18 protein-coding genes are annotated in these 17,319 nt (G+C 63.7%); 6 read left to right on the forward strand and 12 right to left on the reverse strand.

The window, feature by feature from the left end; translation table 11 throughout:
* Positions 1-174 precede the first annotated feature (174 nt).
* From tsaB to SU48_RS05440, 8 genes are all read right to left on the reverse strand, one after another.
* Positions 175-765 (reverse strand): tRNA (adenosine(37)-N6)-threonylcarbamoyltransferase complex dimerization subunit type 1 TsaB, encoded by a 591-nt coding sequence (tsaB, locus tag SU48_RS05405; RefSeq protein WP_064014360.1) that lies wholly within the window; start codon positions 763-765, stop codon positions 175-177.
* A 167-nt stretch (positions 766-932) separates the two neighbouring features.
* A complete protein-coding gene (locus SU48_RS05410; protein ID WP_082869681.1) occupies positions 933-1,712 on the reverse strand; it encodes a heme exporter protein CcmB in 780 nt (259 codons plus the stop codon).
* Entirely contained in the window at positions 1,699-2,391 is a 693-nt protein-coding gene (locus SU48_RS05415) for an ABC transporter ATP-binding protein (protein WP_064014361.1), read from the reverse strand. Before SU48_RS05415 ends, SU48_RS05410 begins: the two co-directional genes overlap by 14 nt.
* A gap of 81 nt (positions 2,392-2,472) precedes the next feature.
* Positions 2,473-3,159 carry a cytochrome c biogenesis CcdA family protein gene (locus SU48_RS05420; RefSeq protein ID WP_064014362.1) on the reverse strand — a complete coding sequence of 229 codons (687 nt, stop codon included), beginning with the start codon at positions 3,157-3,159 and terminating at the stop codon, positions 2,473-2,475.
* Positions 3,160-3,376: 217 nt separating this feature from the next.
* Positions 3,377-3,763, reverse strand: coding sequence for a hypothetical protein (locus SU48_RS05425; protein WP_064014363.1), 387 nt, complete (start codon positions 3,761-3,763; stop codon positions 3,377-3,379).
* Between the two features lie 116 nt (positions 3,764-3,879).
* On the reverse strand, positions 3,880-6,231 hold the full coding sequence (locus tag SU48_RS05430) for a transglycosylase domain-containing protein (protein WP_064014364.1): 2,352 nt from the start codon (positions 6,229-6,231) through the stop codon (positions 3,880-3,882).
* 171 nt (positions 6,232-6,402) lie between these two features.
* Complete coding sequence (locus tag SU48_RS05435) at positions 6,403-6,789, reverse strand: response regulator (RefSeq protein WP_064014365.1); 387 nt, start codon at positions 6,787-6,789, stop codon at positions 6,403-6,405.
* Positions 6,790-7,032: 243 nt separating this feature from the next.
* A complete protein-coding gene (locus SU48_RS05440; RefSeq protein WP_064014366.1) occupies positions 7,033-8,760 on the reverse strand; it encodes a long-chain-fatty-acid--CoA ligase in 1,728 nt (575 codons plus the stop codon).
* Positions 8,761-9,063: 303 nt separating this feature from the next.
* Between SU48_RS05440 and SU48_RS05445 the strand changes: the two genes are divergently transcribed.
* Together SU48_RS05445 and SU48_RS05450 are read left to right on the forward strand one after the other, a co-directional pair.
* Positions 9,064-9,657 carry a nucleoside deaminase gene (locus SU48_RS05445; RefSeq protein WP_064014367.1) on the forward strand — a complete coding sequence of 198 codons (594 nt, stop codon included), beginning with the start codon at positions 9,064-9,066 and terminating at the stop codon, positions 9,655-9,657.
* An 18-nt stretch (positions 9,658-9,675) separates the two neighbouring features.
* Complete coding sequence (locus tag SU48_RS05450; protein ID WP_064014368.1) at positions 9,676-10,581, forward strand: ribokinase; 906 nt, start codon at positions 9,676-9,678, stop codon at positions 10,579-10,581.
* Between the two features lies 1 nt (position 10,582).
* Here the strand turns inward: SU48_RS05450 and SU48_RS05455 are convergent, their stop codons facing one another.
* A complete protein-coding gene (locus SU48_RS05455) occupies positions 10,583-11,356 on the reverse strand; it encodes an aminoglycoside adenylyltransferase domain-containing protein (protein WP_064014369.1) in 774 nt (257 codons plus the stop codon).
* Positions 11,357-11,426: 70 nt separating this feature from the next.
* Between SU48_RS05455 and SU48_RS05460 the strand changes: the two genes are divergently transcribed.
* Genes SU48_RS05460 through SU48_RS05470 form a run of 3 tightly spaced genes read left to right on the forward strand, consistent with a single transcriptional unit; the run spans position 11,427 to position 12,512 of the window.
* Entirely contained in the window at positions 11,427-11,945 is a 519-nt protein-coding gene (locus SU48_RS05460) for a DUF1999 domain-containing protein (RefSeq protein WP_064014370.1), read from the forward strand.
* Between the two features lie 19 nt (positions 11,946-11,964).
* Complete coding sequence (locus tag SU48_RS05465; protein WP_064014371.1) at positions 11,965-12,180, forward strand: hypothetical protein; 216 nt, start codon at positions 11,965-11,967, stop codon at positions 12,178-12,180.
* Between the two features lie 5 nt (positions 12,181-12,185).
* Positions 12,186-12,512 (forward strand): DUF503 domain-containing protein, encoded by a 327-nt coding sequence (locus tag SU48_RS05470; protein WP_064014372.1) that lies wholly within the window; start codon positions 12,186-12,188, stop codon positions 12,510-12,512.
* 265 nt (positions 12,513-12,777) lie between these two features.
* Here the strand turns inward: SU48_RS05470 and lepB are convergent, their stop codons facing one another.
* Positions 12,778-13,554, reverse strand: coding sequence for a signal peptidase I (gene lepB, locus SU48_RS05475; RefSeq protein WP_064014373.1), 777 nt, complete (start codon positions 13,552-13,554; stop codon positions 12,778-12,780).
* Between the two features lie 144 nt (positions 13,555-13,698).
* Positions 13,699-14,511, reverse strand: coding sequence for a patatin-like phospholipase family protein (locus SU48_RS05480; RefSeq protein ID WP_064014374.1), 813 nt, complete (start codon positions 14,509-14,511; stop codon positions 13,699-13,701).
* Between the two features lie 164 nt (positions 14,512-14,675).
* Between SU48_RS05480 and SU48_RS05485 the strand changes: the two genes are divergently transcribed.
* Complete coding sequence (locus SU48_RS05485) at positions 14,676-15,428, forward strand: serine/threonine-protein kinase (protein ID WP_064014375.1); 753 nt, start codon at positions 14,676-14,678, stop codon at positions 15,426-15,428.
* Between the two features lie 160 nt (positions 15,429-15,588).
* Here SU48_RS05485 and SU48_RS05490 read toward each other — a convergent pair whose 3' ends face one another.
* Positions 15,589-17,208 carry an alpha-amylase family glycosyl hydrolase gene (locus SU48_RS05490; RefSeq protein ID WP_064014376.1) on the reverse strand — a complete coding sequence of 540 codons (1,620 nt, stop codon included), beginning with the start codon at positions 17,206-17,208 and terminating at the stop codon, positions 15,589-15,591.
* Positions 17,209-17,319: the final 111 nt, after the last annotated feature.

Consider the following 17,319-nt stretch of genomic DNA (forward strand, 5'->3'; position numbering starts at 1 on the left):
CTCCCTGCTCCGGCCAAAGTGATTGGCATAAAGACGCACTGGCACACGGCCAACGGTTCGGACGCCACTTCACGGGTCAGGCGGGATTGTGCAAGTCAGGTTAAGGAATCTATATCACACAACGCCCTGACCGCTCTTTTATGACTAGTATGTCATTTAAACTAGAGCTGCTGATCAGAGGTAAGCCAACGCCCAGTCTGCTTGCCCGTGCGCCAGTCCGGCCCGCAGCAGGGCTTCTCCACTCGGTGCGCCGTCATGGAAGTAAGGGAGGCCCGCTGCCCGAGTCTGGAAGTCTTCCATGCTCTGCTTTTCGGGCGCGTGAAGGACTTCGGCCACTATGCCCGCCTCTACCCGGTACACCGCGCCGTACACGTTGCCGCGCCGGGCATCCAGCGACACGGCCACCGATTCCGACAGTCGCACGCCGTCTGGCCCGCGCACCAGCCCCTCCAGCGTGGGCACGCCCACCACCTCCGCGCCCCACACCCGCGCCAGCCCCAGCGCGTAGCTTGCGCCCACCCGCACGCCCGTATAGGACCCCGGCCCCGTGCCAATGACAATTCGCTCTGCCCGCAGCGGCAAGCCCGCTTCTTCAAACAGCTCGGCCACTGCGCCCGCCACCCGCTCGGCATGGGCGCGGCCCACCTCGGCAGACCAGACCCGCATGCCACCCGGCCACGCCAGCGCCAAGGTCAGGAATGGAGTGGCAGTATCAAGGGCCAGCGTTACGGGGGCGGCGTCGATAGGAGCAGGGGAGAAGGTCACGGGAGAATTGTAGGGCGCTGGGAGAGAGAGTTCGGGATCGTGGGTCGATTGTCCAAGGGTCTAAAGGTCTAGGGTCTAAGGAAGGGCAATCGCTTTGCTCAGTTCCCCTTATGCGGCTGCGGTTGTTTGTGCTTTTCGCACTGACCACTCCCCGGCCCAGAGCGCTCCTATCCCTCCACCGCGTAAGGAAACAGCAGCGTCGCCAGAATCACCGTGCCCACATCGAACGCCGCCAAGAAGCCCACCCACGCCGTCACTTCCGGCGTCCAGCCCGTTTGCAGCAGCAGGGTGGTGGCCTTCACGCTAGAGATGACCACAGGCACCAAGATGGGAAAGGCCAGCGCAGGCAGTAGGGCCTCACGCGCCCGCAGGCTGACCGTGATGCTGCCGTAGAACGTGGTTCCGGCAGCAAAGCCCAGTACGCCCAGCACGGTCAGGAGCGCCAGCTCGGGCCAAGGCACAGCACGGCCCGCGCCCGCCGCGCCAAACAGGATCAGACCCATCGGAACGGCCAGCGCCGCCACCAGCAGAAGCGGCCCCAACACGCCCAGCAACTTGCCCAGATACAGCGCCCCGTGCGCCCCCGGGTAGAGGGTGAGTTGCTCCAGCGCCCCGGCCTCCTGCTCCTGTGCAAAGGCCCGCTGAGCGCCCACGGCGGCGGCCAAAGCGAGAGCCGTCCAGACCGCGCCCGACGCCAATTCCGCCGCCCCATCGTCGGAACGGGTCACGCCTCCGGTGAGGGCCAGCCCCAGCACCAGCAGCACCAGTCCGGCAAAAAACCCTGTCGCCAGCAGCGCGTCACGGGTACGGCCTGCCACGCGCAGGTCTTTGGCGGCCACCGTGAGTACTGTCTGGAAGGCGGAGCGTGGGGTCTGAATGGTGGTGGGTGCATCGTGGATCGTGGTGATGCCCTCGTGTTGCCGGTCTTGCGCCTTACTGCCCGCCATAGTCCACCTCGCTCAGCACGCCGGACGCCAGCCGCAGCGCACGCGGGGCCACCTGCCGCGCCAGTTGCGGTTCGTGGGCGGCGATCAGCAGGGTCACGCCGCGCCCGGACAACTCGCCCAACAGGTCTAAGGTCAGTTGACGTCCGGCGTCGTCCAAATTGGCAAAGGGTTCGTCTACCAACGTGATCGGGCGGGCCAGCAAGTGAGCGCGGGCCAGTGCCAGCCGCTTCCGCATGCCAGCCGACAGGAAGCGCACCCGCCGCGCTGCCGCCCGTTCCAGCCCCACTCGGCGCAGGGCTGAAGCCGCATCACCCTTCAAGCTGTGCATCTGGAGGGCAAAATTCAGGTTCTCTTCGCCCGTCAGGTCAGGGTACAGGCCCGCGTCTACGGGCATCAGGTGAACACAGTCGCGCACCGCCCGCCCATCACGCAGGTCGAAGCCCAGCACCCGCCCCTCCCCGCGCGTGGGTTTCAGACCCGAAGAAATCAGGCGCAGCAGCGTGGTTTTGCCCGCCCCGTTTTCGCCCAGCAGGGTCACGCCGCTTCCGGCGGGAATGTCCAAGTCCAGCCCCCGCAAGATCACTTCGCGGCCCAAACGGAGCCAGACACCGCGCAACTGGACGGCGTGGGGAAGGGCGGAACGTGGATCGTGGATCGTGGAGAGGGCGGGATTAGACATTCTGCATCCGGGTGTGGAGAGGCCAGAAAAACAACAGCCCCACTGTTTTTTCTACGATCCACGATCCGTCCACCACGATCCTTACATCCTCAGCCATTCCGGCGTCACTCCATAAAAAAATGCGGCCAGTCGCGTAAATTGCCCGGTGATCATCAGGAGGCCCACCGCCACCAGAATGCCGCCGCCCACGCGCTCGAAAGTGCCGGAATAGCGGTTCAGACGGCGCAAATTCAGGCGGTTCCAGAGCAGGGCGGCCAGCAGAAACGGCACGGCGAGGCCCAGCGTGTAGGCGGCCAGTAAGCCCACGCCTTGGCCGAGGCTGGCCGTGCTGGCCGCCAACCCCAAAATGCTGCCCAGCGCCGGGCCGAGGCACGGACTCCAGCCGAAGGCGAACGCCGCGCCGAGGGCGACGGGGCCGTAGCCGCCCGCATCGGCCAGCGCACGGGTATCGCGCATCAGGAAGGGCAGGCGCACGACGCCCAGCATCACCAGCCCAAAAAAGATGATCAGGACGGCTGCCACCTGCCCCAGCAAAAATTTGTGCGGGGCCAGCACCGCGCCGAGGCTGCTGGCTGTCGCTCCCAGCGCAATAAACACCAGCCCGAACCCCAGAATAAAACCCAGCGCCCGCAGCAGCGGAGAGCGTGCGCCGCCGATGACGCCCAAATAACTGGGCACCAGCGGCAGCACGCAGGGGCTAAGAAACGAGAATAGCCCGGCCAGAAACGCCACAGCGAACGTGGGGGCAGATAGGCCGGAAGTCAACATACGGGCAGTCTAGCGGGCGCGGGGTGGGCGGGGCGTCCCGGCTCGGTGTCTTGGGGTGGCGGTGGGGTAGGTCTAAGGGTCTAGGGTCTAAGGTGCTGGGGCGGTGAGGTTCCGGCTGGGAACAGCAGCTAATTAACTACGTCTAGGACAGCCCTCGACTTTCTTAGACCCTTGACCCTTAGACGCCTTTACGCGCCCCAAGCAATCGACAATCGCCCTACCACTCGCCCCGAAAAGTCCCTTCCCATGCGTTCAGCACGCGCCCGCCTTGCACCAACAACACCGTCGGGTAAGCTCCGACTTTTAGGTTGCGGGCAAAAGTGGTAGCCTCCGCGCCGCGCCAAGGGTTGATGCCTGCGGGGGCCGGGGCGGGGATGTCTTCGGCGTTCACGGCCCGTACAGGCAATCCGCTGTCCAGCACAGCCTGCCATAGCTCGCCCAGGTCGCCGCAGTCGTGCGAGTAGACCACCACCACTTCGCGGTCAGCGGCACTCGTCCACGGGTGGGGCGGCAAAGGTTCGCCCAAACGCACGCGGGCGTCGGCTTGGCCTGCCCCCAAAGTCAGCAACAAAGTCAGAAGCGGGGCGTGACGCATGCGGGTCATGATGCGCCGCCCGCGTCAGGAATGCGTGACTGATCGATGAGAGCGGCGAGCAAGAGAAGCGGCCCACCGAAACGCTAGGGGCCGCCAAACAGGGGAGAAGGTAGACAGGGGAAGAACTAGGGTGTAGTGGGGGCCAGCGTGCTGGACTGAGCCTTCACCGCTTTCAGGGCCGCCGGGTCGGGCTTTTCGTCGCGCAGGGGAGCCGGATTCGGGTCGGGCGCATAACCGGGCAATTCCTCTATGTACACGCGCCGCTGCACGATGTTGCTGGGGGGCGTGAATTCGGTGGCCAGCCTGCCCGTCGTGCGGTCTATGTCGATCATGACCGTGCGGGGGTCTTCTCCGCCCGGTGCAAAGGTGGTTTCGCGGTACACGGTGGGGAGGGGCGCGTCGGGCTGAATCTGGGTGTTGGCGGCGTCGCGGTAGTTGGGGTCGAGCAGCGCGATCTTGACGCCGGGCAAGTAGCCGGGGTCGGGCGCGTCCGCCGTCAGAATGCCGGGAGGCTCCACGTACTGCGTCACCGTCTTGCCCGCGTGCGCCACTTCCATCATCCGCCGCCAGATCGGGGCGTTCACGTAACCGGAAAAGAAGTTGACCGGCATTTCGCCGCCCTGCTGCTTGCCCACCCAGACGGCTCCGGTGTAGAGGGGGGTGGTGCCCACGAACCAGAAATCCTTGGGGCCGTTACTCGTTCCCGTTTTGCCTGCCACCGGCCACTCTCCGAACTTGGCCTTGGTCGCCAGCCCGCCTAGTCGCTCGGTCAGGTCGTTTACCACGCCGTTGATCATGTCTAGGCCCAGATACGCCACCTGCGGAGTCCAGACGCGCTTGGGCTTGATGGGAGTGGTTCCGGCGTCGTACAGGACTTCGCCGCGTGCAGTGGTCACGCGCGTCAGGTAGCGTGGCGCACGGTACAGGCCGCCGTTGACGAAGGGAGCGTAGGCCGCTGCCATCTTCACCGGAGTGGTTTCCACTGCGCCCAGCGCGGCAGCCAGCCCGGTTCCGTCGTTGGGCGGCACTCCCAATTCGCGCAGCTTGCCGAAAAAGGTCTGAAGGCCGATCCGGTCTGCGAGGCGCACCGTGACCAAGTTCAGCGAGCGGTCAAGGGCTTCCCGAATGGTCATGGAGCGGTAAGTGGTCGCGCCCTCGAAGTTTTCCGGTTCGTACACGCCGTCTTTACAGCCGATGCACGGGTAGGACACCGGTTTGTCGTCTTCGCGGTGATCCTGGGTCAGTCCGGTACTGAGGGCGGTGGTATACAGCAGCGGCTTGATGGTGGAACCGATCTGGCGCTGGCCCTGCGCGGCGTTGTTCCAGTCGTCGGGCGGCGCGTTGCCGACAAGCTTTTGCCCGATCATGCCCAGCACTTCCCCGCTATAGGGGTCAAGGATGGTCGCGCCCAACGTCGCGCCGGGGGGCAAGCCGGTGGCTTCCCGGCTGGCCGTTTCCACCGCATTCTGAACTTTGGGATCGAGCGTGGTATACACGCGCAGGCCGCCGCTGCCGTACACCTTCTCGCGTCCGAAGCGGCGCACGAGTTCGCCCTCCACCTGTCCCATAAAATGCGGTGCGCGGGTGGTGGTCACGGCTTTCAGTTCCTTGGCGGTGCGGTCTACCAGTTTGGCCGTCTTCACGTCGCCGGACGCGGCATACACCACTTGCCAGCCACGCGGCTGTAGTTTTTCCTGCCACGCGGCGTCGGCCTGCGCCTGAGTGACCCACTGGTCTTCCACCATGCGGGCCAGCACCACTTTCATCAGCGGGCGGACTTGTTCATAATTGAAGTATCGGCCTGCGCTGGGCACCAAAACCGTCAGGTACACACTCTGGGCCAGCGACAGGCGCTTGGGCGTGGTGCGGAAATACGCCTGAGACGCCGCGTAGATGCCGTACAACTCCACCGGGCCGCCGTCGCCCCAATAAATGGTGTTCAGGTAGTTTTGAAGAATCTCTTCTTTGGTAAAGCTGCGCTCCACCTGCACGCTCAGCATCCATTCTTTCAGCTTGCGGTCAGGCGTGCGGGCCTGATTGTATTCCTCCAGCAACAGCGTGTTCTTCACGAGTTGGTTGGTCAGCGTGCTGCCGCCCTGAACCTCGTCACCGCGTGCCAGTCGCTGAAATTGCCGTGCCAGCCCGTAGGGGTCAAGGCCGTAATGCTCGAAGAACCGCCGATCTTCGTTAGAGATCAGGGCCGCCACCATAAACGGGCTGATTTCATCGAGCGTCACTAGGGTTCGGCTGATGGCCTGCTCCCCGATTTTGGGAATCAGGCTGCCCAGAGAGGTGTTGTCGCGGGCAAAGACCCGCGTTTCTGCCCCCAGAGAACGGGTCAGGGAATCGAGTTCGCGGTAGTCGGGCAGTTCGCGTGCCCACTTGCTGGCATAGGTCGCGGCCACGCCCGCCCCCGCGACCAGCGCCGCGATCAGCAGGGAAGTCAGAAATTTTAAGAATCTCAGTACGAAAATCAAGCCTCTCTCCTCTGGTGCGGCTCTTGCCAGTGCGGCGCTCGCAGCTCTGAACACTGTCCACTGTCGATCAAGCGGCCCCTGTCCACCAGTGTGTACCAAGCCTATGTATCAGGGATGTGTATCAGACATGTCTACCCGCCACTGTGCGCCAAGCGCCGCAGCACCCCGGCCTCAGCGGCGGCGGGCCTCAATCAGTTGGTTCACGCGGCCACGCAAATTCTTGCCGGACAGGGGTTTGTACACGATGTCGTCTGCGCCGACCAACTTGGCATGGTCACGGGTCTGGTCATCGTCGAAGCCGGTCAGCAGCAGCACGGGGGTGTTGCGTAAGCGTTTGATGCGCTTGACACGCGAGCAGATTTCGAAGCCGTCCATATGCGGCATTTTGACGTCGAGCAGCATTGCGTCGGGAGTGTGGTCACGGAGGTAATCCAGTGCAGTCTTGCCGTCCTGAACAGCCACGATTTCGTGCCCGTCTGCCGACAGAATGACCTCCAGCATAGTCCGGATGGCCGGTTCGTCATCAGCGACGAGGATGGTATACGCCATAAGCCCCATGATAGTGCAGGGCGGCCCTGTAAGAAACGTCACCTGCACAAGAAGGGTATGAGAAACCCCCACACAGTGGCGGGGGTGGGGCGGGGGTGCGCCGTTTTGGGGCGAAGTTTGGGGCTTTATACGGGATTGCTTTGATTCCCGAACAGCCGCAAACCCACCGATAGGGTCGTCCATCGTCGCCATCCCGTCTTTTCTTCTACTCGCTTCGCTCGAAATTCGTCTTCAACTCATTTTAAGTTCGTATTAGCCCTTGCCTATCGCCTGAGCTTCCCGCGCTTCTTGTGCCAATTGACGGCGCAGGATTTTCATGGCGGCTGTTTTGGGCAACTCGGAGCGGAATTCCACGCTGCGGGGCACTTTGTAGGCGCTCAGGTCTTTTTTGCAGTGGGCGATGATTTCGGCTTCGGTGGCCTTCATGCCGGGTTTCAGGGCCACCACCGCGTGTACGTTTTCGCCCCGGTAGGCGTCGGGCAGGCCCACGGCGGCGGCTTCCAGCACCGCCGGATGGCTCATCAGGACTTCTTCCACTTCACGCGGGTAGATGTTGAAGCCCCCGGCGATGATCAGGTCTTTTTTGCGGTCTACGATGCTGAAATACCCGTCTTCGCCCATGATGCTCATGTCGCCCGTCATCAGCCACATGCGCCCAAACGCTTCACGCATCGTTTTGGCGGTTTCGTCGGGGCGTTGCCAGTAGCCTTTCATGATCATGGGGCCAGCCACCCACAACTCTCCGACCTCGCCGTAGGGCACGGGCTGGCCGTCGTCGCCCACCACCACCGCGTCTACGCCGGGCATGGGCAGGCCAATGCTGCCTTCGCGCTGGCCGCTAAAAATCGGGTTGGTGTGCGTGATCGGGCTGGCTTCGGTGAGGCCGTAGCCCTCCACGAGGTTCGCGCCGCCCGTGATTTCGCGGAATTTGCGCGAGGTTTCCAGCAGCAACGGGGCGCTGCCGCTGATGCAGGCGCGGATGCTGGTCAGGTCGTGCTTAGGGGTGTCGGGGTGGTTGTTGATGGCGTTGTACAGCGTGGGCACCCCCGGAAACAGCGTGGCTTTGCTGGCCGTGATCGCGCCCAGCACCATCTTGATGTCGCGGGGATTGGGCACGAGAGCCATCGTCGCGCCCACCAGCACGCTGAGATTCATGGCAACGGTCATGCCGTACACATGAAAAAATGGAATGGCGGCCAGCGTCACTTCTTGGCCGTCGCGCAGGTCGGTCATCCAAGCGCGGGCCTGCTCGCAGTTGGCGACCAAGTTGCGGTGGGTCAGCATGGCCCCCTTGGGCACGCCGGTGGTGCCTCCTGTGTATTGCAGCAGCGCCACATCGTCCGGCTCGACCCGCACTGGACTGGGCGTAGGCGGCTGAGATTTGACCAGTGCCTTGAAAGGCAGCACTTTTCCGGTGGCCTTGATGCTGACCCAAGTTCCCTCACGCCGCGCCTTCACCGGATAGAGCAGGTTTTTGGGAAACGGCAGCGCGTCCTGAATCCCGGTCACGATGACGCGGCGCACGCCCACGCGGGACTCGATTTCGGCAAAGCGCGGGTAAAACGTATCCAAGATAATCAGCGTTTCACTGCCGCTGTCGGTCAGTTGGTGTTCCAGCTCTTTGGGCGTGTACAGCGGGCTGGTATTGACCACCACCGCGCCTGCCAGCAGCGCCCCATAAAAGCCCACGACGAACTGGGGGCAGTTGGGCAGCATGATAGACACGCGGTCACCCGCTGCCACGCCCGCCTTCTGCAGCGCCGTCGCAAACCGCTGGGCATCTTGCCACAGCTCCTTGTAGGTCATAGACGCGCCCACGAACGTCAGGGCGGGCCGGTCTGGGAATTTGGCAGCGGCCCGTTCCAGCAGCATCGGCACCGTATCGGCACTGGGCGTAAAGTCGTGTGGCACGCCCGTTTCGTAGTGGGCCAACCAAGGGCGGGGCAGGGGGCTGGCAGCAGGGGGTTGGGGTGCAGTCATGGGCGCAGACACGCTCCTTTGAAAAACTCGTGAACAGCTCTAAACGACTTGGGGGCGAAGGGAGGACGGGGCCTTGATGAGAACAACGAACGCAGCACGGGGGAAGCACGACGGGACGGCGGCCAACCAGCAGGAATGCACCCACAACACGGCAATGCTTTGTAATTGAACTGAGTATAACAAAATGCTCCTGCTCCTGCCAGCACACCCCCACTAGGCGGACGACGAGCGGGACACAAGCTGAGCAGGCCGACTCAAGGTCGCCTCAAGCCGCTCTCACACGGCTTTTGACAGACTGCATCCATGACCGATCAGCCTTCCCCACCCCTGACCCTCAGCCACCGGGCGCACCTGCAAACCGCATTAGAGATGGCCCGTGAGGCGGTGGCGGCGGGCAGTTCTCCTGTTGGGGCCGTGTTGGTCAATGAAAAAGACGAAGTGGTGGCTAAGGGCCGCAACCGTGTAGGCGAAGACCAAACCGCTGAACGTGTGGGCGGAGCGAGCGTGGCGCACGCCGAAATGGACGTGTTTTTTGCGCTGGGTAAGCTGAAAAATCCTGGCAAGCTGACCCTGTATTCCAGCCTCGAACCCTGCCTGATGTGCGGCGGCGCATCCTCACTGTTGGGCGTGGGCCGCGTGGTGTGGGCCACCGACGACGCTTGGGGCGGGTCGGGCCGCCTGATCAAGTGGGCCGATCATCCCGCCATGCAGTCCACCGAAGTCATGGCCTGCCCCTACCCCGATCTGGAGGCCGAGGGCGCACGCCTGTTTGCCCCCGAAGCCAAACGCGCTTTTCCTGATGAGGGCTGGGAACTGTGGCGGGAGCGGTATCCGGCAGAAACGGCGGAAGTAGAAGAAAGTGGGGAAAAACAGGGCGGGGAAGACGGGAAGGACTGAATGCTCTAGCCTTCCCGCATGACCATTCTTGTCATCGGCAGCGTGAATGCTGACCTGACCGTGCAGGCGGCCCGCATTCCGGCCCCCGGCGAAACCGTGCTGGGCGGCGACGCCCGCGTGTCGGCGGGAGGAAAAGGTGCGAATCAGGCGGTGGCCGCCGCTCTGGCAGGCGCACACGTCAGCCTGTGCGGCGCGGTGGGCGGCGACTCTGACCCCTTCCGGCTCCCGGCGTTGGCGGGCCTGACCCGTGCGTGCGTAGATTTATCGGGCCTGCACACGCTGGACGCCCCCACCGGGCTGGCCCTGATTACGGTGGCGGCAGACGGAGAAAACGCGATCACGGTTGCCAGCGGCGCGAATGCCCGCTTTGGGCCAGAGCATCTGCCTACCGACTGGGGCGGCTTCACCCATGTTCTGCTTCAACAAGAGCTTGCGCCTGCCGTGACGCTGGAAGCCGCCCGCCGCGCCCACGCCGCCGGACTGACCGTGCTTCTGAACGCCGCTCCCGCCCGCACCGCTGACCCAGACCTGTTGGCCCACACCCACCACCTGATCGTCAATGAGCATGAGTTGGCCGCGCTGGTGGGGCGAACCGTGGAGGACGAGACACTGGAATTGGCCGCCCATTCCCTGCTGGGGTTGGGGCCGAAGACGGTGACGGTCACGCTGGGTGCACAAGGGAGTCTGACCGTTACCCCAGATCAGACTTACCGAATCGCGGCCCATTCGGTGCAAGTCGTGGACACTACCGGAGCGGGCGATACGTTTTGCGGCGTGTTGGCGGCGCGGCTCTCCAGCGGCGACCCTTTGCCCCAAGCGCTGCATTGGGCGGGCGTGGCGGCGGGCTTGGCCTGCACTCGACCCGGCGCACAGGACAGCATGCCCGGTTGGGCAGAGGTGGTGGCAGCGGAGAGAATGCGCTAGATCATCGGTCATGGTGTTCGACGTTCTGTGCCGCCCAGACCACCAATCCCTGTACCCGCCCGTTCAGATCAGCGTCGATGGCCGGGTCACTTCTCCACCTGTCCAAGTTGCTGATCAGCGTGTGCCAAGGCTCTGGGAAGGTCAGGACTGCCCAGCGCACGGCGGCGGGTTTGCTGCCCAGTTGGCCTGTGCTGAGCGTGTGGGCAATGCGGCATATGGTTTCGGCAGCGTAGACGGCGTGGCCCCGGTGCCCCCAGCCGGGATCGTGGGGCGTGAGCGCGAAGGCCCGCCAATCGTGCAGGCGGTTCAGCACGGCGCGGCGAATGTGGGCCTCGGAGACGGGGGCAATCAGGGTGTGCGGCTCGGGGCCAAAAAACCGGCTTTCTCCGTGCAGCACGGCCCAGCGTTCCATTACCCAGTTTTCATGGTGAGTCTGCCAGTCCAGCACCCCGCCCCCGCGAGACAACGTGGGATGCCGCTCTTCTGGTCGCCATCGTTCGGCAGAGGCGCGGGACAGGTAGGCCACTTCCAACTCACGGCAATACGGCTGCCCAGAGGCAAACAGACGGATATGCAACGCGGCCAGCCCAGCGTATTCAGCAGGATCGACAGGCTGGTCTGTGATGCACAGAGCGTCCACATCGCTGGTCTCAGGGTCGAAGTCCCCCAAAGCGAGGGAGCCGCGCAGGTAGAGGCCCACCAGATTCGGCCCCAACACGGCTTGTTGTTCGGCCAGCAGGTGACCGAGTAGGGCGGTGACGGAAGGCGGCCACATGGCTTTTATCCTAAAGCTGCCCGCCCATTGCGCTGTCCTTTAACACCCCGCCCTTTGATACGCTGCCCCTATGCGTTACCGAGTCCCCACCGAACACGATTACGACGCCCTGCACGCGCTTGACCTCGCCGCCCTGCGCCATGCCGATCCAGCCTTCGACACCTTGCCCGACCGCGAACGCGAGGGCCGGATCTGTACCACGCTGCCCGCCCTCAAGTTTTATGAACGCAGCGAGCATTCTTTCGTGGCCGAAGATGACGGCGTGCTGCACGGCTTTATCTTCGCCCAGAGCGTATGGCAGGGAGACCGCCCGGTGGTGCTGGTACGCACGGTGGCCCTCGCGCCCCACGCCCAGCCTGATGCACAGGCCGCCACCGCCGAGGGGCTGCTGCACGCCACCGTCAAGAGTGCCTACGATACCGCCGTCTACGAGGTGCATTTTGCCGTGACACCCGCGCTGGAGGCCGCCGCCGTTGCCGAGGGCGCACATGTGCTGGGGCGCTACGCCGTGCGGCATCTGGGCACGCGGGCCGACACCGCGCCGGGTCAGAAGTTGGGGCCGTCAGAGTTGCCCGAACTGGGCCGTTAGAGCCTCTATACTGCTGCTTATGACGAAATCTGCAACCCGCGTCCTGCTCGGTGTACGCGGTATGAACCGAGAAGCAGGCGAAAAAGTGGCCGGGGCGCTGCTGGCGCTGCCCGGTGTCGTCCGTGCCATGCCCGACGACGGCCAAATCGAAGTGCATTACGATCCCTCTCAACTGACGGTGATGGACTTGGTTCGCGCAGTGCGCGGGCAGGGCTTCCTTGCCGGAATGCTCTAGACGCGGTGGCGTTGGGCTACGTCGGCGTGCTGACCATCCGCGTAGAAATGCCGTGGGTCAGTAACCTCAAGGAAAAACGGGCGCTGGTGCGGCCTGTCGTGGAACGCCTGAAATCCCGGTATCCCCTGACGGTGGCCCGCCTCGACGGTCTGGACGCCCACGACTGGGAGATCATCGGTGTGGCGACCCTCAGCAACGATTACGTGTGGGTCGAAGAAACCCTTCGCATGGCCGCCGACTACATCGCCCGTGAAGGCGAATACCGCGTGGCGTGGGAAACCACCGAAATCACCGTGCTGGGCGAAGATGACGGGGACGACGAGGACGAGTAGGCCGCAGTCCCATCAGCAGGAGCCACGTCAGCAGGAAAAGGGAGCCGTCGGCGTGACTGGCTCCCCTTCTTGTTGACGCGCCTGTTGTGTGTCGAGTGAACGTATCGGTGACCGTGTTCTAAAAGCTCCTGCCCCCACACAAGGCAAGAATGCTGCGGCTACCACGCCTTTCCCACTTCCTACTCAAGCTCTTTCAGACGAACTTGCTCTGGTTCCCGAACATCCGGTGGGGTTGCGGATGTTCGCACATCATCGCAAGTTGTGATTACTTGTTGACGCTGTCGAACGCTTCCGGGCGGGTCAGCACGCGCCAGTTCAGCACGTTTTCTCCGGTCAGTCCATCGGCGGCGACGGCGTTGGCGGCGCAGTCGTATTTGATGTTGGTTTTCCGCATGATCGGCCAGATCACGGCGGCGGCGCGGCCCGCGATATCGCGCTTGGGTACAGGCCCAAACAGGCGTGAATCCTCGCTGCCTTCCGGCGTGCGGTTGTCGCCCATCACAAAGTAGTGGCCTGCGGGCACCGTGATTTCGGGCTGGTCGGGCAAGTAGTTGTTGCGGCTGGACGAGGCCAGATTGGCGAGGTCACTCTGGGTGTCCCAGCAGCCCTGCTCGCGCCAGTAGTCGGTTGTCCAACTGGAATCCAACTTGGTGCCGTTCAGGGTCACTTCGCCGCCGCTGATACTGATCTTGTCGCCGGGCAGCCCGATCAGGCGCTTGATCAGGAAGGGGCGGTACGTCCAGAGATTCAGCGGGGCGCTTCTGTTCAGGGCCGGAATGGCGTCGGCGGCGGCGCGGGGCGGTTTAAAAATCAGGATGTCGCCGCGCTTGAATTCACCGATGCCTGCTTTGTGCAGCCACGTTTCGTACTTGGGCACGAACACGCGCTCGCGGTTGCGGAGGTTGGGCATCATGCTGACGCCGTCTACACCCACCAACGTGGCGACAAACTGCGTAATGACCACCGCGAAAACGATGGGTTCCAGTAGTTCTTTCCACAGTTTTTGAAGAGGGCCGGGGGCGGACTTGAGCAATCTGGTCATGCAACGCGCAGGATAGCGGATGCAGGGTGAGGAACGGCCATCAGGGTCAGCACCGGCTTCACGCGGCGGGTGTGTTCAGCCGAATTCCGAAGGGAGCCACAAGCGGTGCAGTCCCGCTGGGGGCGGAGTGCAGTGGAATCCAGATCAGTCGGTGCCCGCGCTTCCCAGCAGCGTATGAATGCGCGGCAACTCGGCCAGCGCTGCGTTCCGGCCCGCTTCTATGGCCTGTGCCGAACGGTTGAAATTTTGCAGGTCTACGTCGCCCAGCACGGGCCGCAGCAAAATGTCGGGGCGGTAGAGGCTCAGGCGGGCGTCGGTCAGTTGGGCCTGCATGATTTCTACGGCCCGGCGGAGCGCCTGTACTGGCCCCAGATGCGCTTCTCTGCGCCACAGCAGCACGCGCCGCCCGTGCAGTTCCAGTGGGCTGGGGGCCGTCACGTCCACGGCCAGCACCTTCCGCACGCCCAGAAACAGCGCGGCGTCCACCGGAACCTGATTCAGCACGCCGCCGTCCGACAGCAGCATTTCACCAATTGGCACAGGTTCCAGCGCCCCCGGATAGGCGGTGGTGGCCCGCAAGGCGGTCAGCAGGTTGCCGCGTGAAAGGTACACGCCCCGGCCCGTGAGGACATCGGTGGCCGTGACGGCCAAGGGCAAGGGCAGTTCCTCGAAGGTGGCGGGCAAATGCTGCGACAGCCACGACTCGAAGGCCGACACCCGGATCAGGCCGGTGCCGGGTCGCCAGTCCACCAAGCGCCGCCACGACACCGACGCCGAGATTTTTTCCAGTTCCGCGCCCGAATAGCCCGCCGCGATGAATGCACCCACCAGCCCGCCCATGCTGGTTCCGGCCAGTACCGTGGGCTTGATTCCCGCTTCTTCCAGCACCCGCCAGACGCCGATGTGCGCCAGTCCGCGCGCCCCGCCGCCGCCCAAGACCAAGCCGTATCCTGTCATCCATACCCCGTCATATGCGCGATTCTACGGGCCAACGGTCAGAGACGCGGCCTCGATAGACGCGGTTTGCGCGCTGACGGCCTCTTTTACTGCCGAGCTACACGCGTCTTCATCTGGTTGGGGTGTCTACCCAGAGGGGCCACTCGTGCGCTAGCGTGGAGCCGATGCCTTTGGCGGGTCAACTTGTGGGCGATGGGGTGCGATTGATTCGTCCCGTCGGGCGTGGTTCGCACAGCGTGGTTTATTTCGCGGTGTCCAAGGAAGGCACGCCCTGCGCGGTCAAAATCTTTCCGCTGCATCTGGCGGCCTATGCAGACCGCGAATACGAGAACGCCGCGCCGCTGGATCATCCCCGGCTGGTGCGGGTGCTGGAGCGCACCACCGTGCTGGATCAGCCCGCGCTGGTGGTGACGCTGGCACGCGGCGAAACCTTGTTTGACCGCTACGCCTCCCGCCCCGCCCTGACCGAAGAACGCCGGGCCTTTTTGCTGACGCTGGTGCATCTGCTGGACGCGTTGGCCTACCTGCACGCACGCGGCATGGTTCACCGCGACATCAAGCCCGAAAATATCGTGGCCGAACCGGACGGCAGCGCCAAATTGGTGGATTTTGACCTGTCGGGGCCGCTGCACGAAGTCCTGACTGCGCCGACGCGCATGGGCACAGCGGCTTTTCAGAGTCCGGAGGCGTACCGGGGAGAACCGCTGGGCCCAGAAAGTGACCTGTACGGCGTGGGCGTGTTGCTGGGCTGGGGGCTGCACGGCTCGGTGCTGGAATCCGGCGAAACGCCGCCCCATAGCGATGATCCCCTGTCGCATCTGCACATCATCCTGACCCGCCGAGACGCCGCGAGCCGCCCGAACAATGCGCTGTGGGCGCGGTCAGAGTTGCTGGCGTTGGCGGGATTGCCGTATTAGCGGGAGGGCTAGATTTTGGGGGCTTGGTCTAAGGGTCTAGGGTCGAAGGGTCTAAGGAAGGTCAGGGGAGAGAGTCTGCTTCACAGCCCATAGCTCAAGGCCCAGAGTCAAACACAGGAGAAGACAAGCCCAGACGACTTGTCTTCCCTGTCTTCCAAGCTCAGTTCAAGATGATTCTTGCCTCGTTGGGGCGCAGGGCGGCTGCGCTGGCTGGCAGATCGTTCAAGCTGCTCAGTACCGTTTGGCCGTCCATCCCCGCCACTCCCCGCGTTTGTGCGCCAAAGTTCAGGAGCACGGTCAGGCGCTGGTTACCCTGTGTGCGTTCAAAGGCAAAAACATCGTCGTGGGCGGTGTCTAGGCTGCGGTAATCGCCGCCCAGCAACACCGGATACTCACGCCGCAGCTTGGTCAGGGCGCGGAAGTAGTTCAGGTCGCTGTGTGGGTCGTCTTGCTGGGCCTGCACGTTTACCGTGTCGGCATCGGGGGCGAGGGGCAGCCAAGGCGTCACGCCTGCGGGGGCGAATCCGGCGTTGGGGCCAGCTTGCCACTGCATCGGGGTGCGTTCGGGGTCGCGGCTGGCGCTGGGCACGTCGGGCTGTTGCAGGCCCGCCGGGTCAACCATTTGCTCCAACGGAATCGCTACGTTTTCCATACCGAGTTCGTCGCCGTAGTACACAGTGGGCGTGCCGCGCAGGGTCAGCAGCAGGGTTTGCGCCACGCGGTACTGGGCCGCCCCCACACGCGATTTGAAGCGGTGCTGGTCGTGGTTGCCCAGCACCCAGTTGGGCCAAGCGCCCGCCGCAATGCTGGCCGCGTCGTAGCTGTCGGCGAAGGCCCGCACCTCATTCGCTGTCCACGGCAGTAAAATCAGGTGAAAATTGAAGGGCAGGTGCACCATCTGGGCGTCAGGCGTGCCGGAATAGGGCAGCAGGCGGTCTATCGGCAAGTAGATTTCTCCCACCATCATGCGGTCGTCGAATTCGTCCAGCACGCGGCGCATCTCGCGGATGTACTCGTGCGTTTCGGGCTGGTCTTGGGTGTAGGGATGCTCTAAGCGCCAGTGGTCGGGCTGGCCGGGTTGCCAGTTGGGGTTTTCCGGCTCGTCCAGATACCGCTCGTCTTCGGCCAACAGCCAGATCACGTCTACCCGGAAGCCGTCCACGCCGCGCCGCATCCAGAAGCGCAGCACATCGAACATGGCGGCCCGCACATCGGGGTTGCGCCAGTTCAGGTCGGGCTGGCTGGGCAAAAACTGGTGCAGATAATACTGGCCGCTCGCCTCGTCCAGTGTCCACGCGGGGCCAGCAAAAAACGACTTCCAGTTGTTGGGCGGGCCGCCGTCTGGTGCGGGGTTTTGCCACACGTACCAGTCCCGCTTGGGGTTGTCGGTGCTGGAAATGGCTTCCTGAAACCAGACATGATCGGAACTGCTGTGGTTGGGCACGTAGTCCAGCATGATTTTCAGGCCCAGACGGTGCGCTTCCGCCACCAACGTGTCAAATTGCTCCAGCGTGCCGAACAGCGGGTCTATATCGCAGTAGTCGGCCACATCGTAGCCAAAGTCGCGCATGGGACTGGTAAAAATGGGTGACAGCCACACCGCCTCCACGCCGAGGCTGGCAATGTAGGGCAGCCGCGCCGTAATACCGGGCAGGTCGCCCACGCCGTCGCCGTTGCTGTCTTGGTAAGAACGGGGATAAATCTGATAGATGATGCCGTGTTGCCACCATTTCAGCTCACCCGTCAGGGTCGCCGCGCCAGCCTGCGGAGCTTGTGTCATACGCAAATGCTAGCAGGAATGATGGGGAGTCTGAATCGTTTCAGAAGGGAGGTCTAGACAGGGAGTGTGAGTGTTGGTTGTGTGGCTCTGCAAGTCCCGCGAAAAGCGAGG

This window comes from Deinococcus puniceus (genome assembly GCF_001644565.1).
GTDB lineage: Bacteria > Deinococcota > Deinococci > Deinococcales > Deinococcaceae > Deinococcus > Deinococcus puniceus.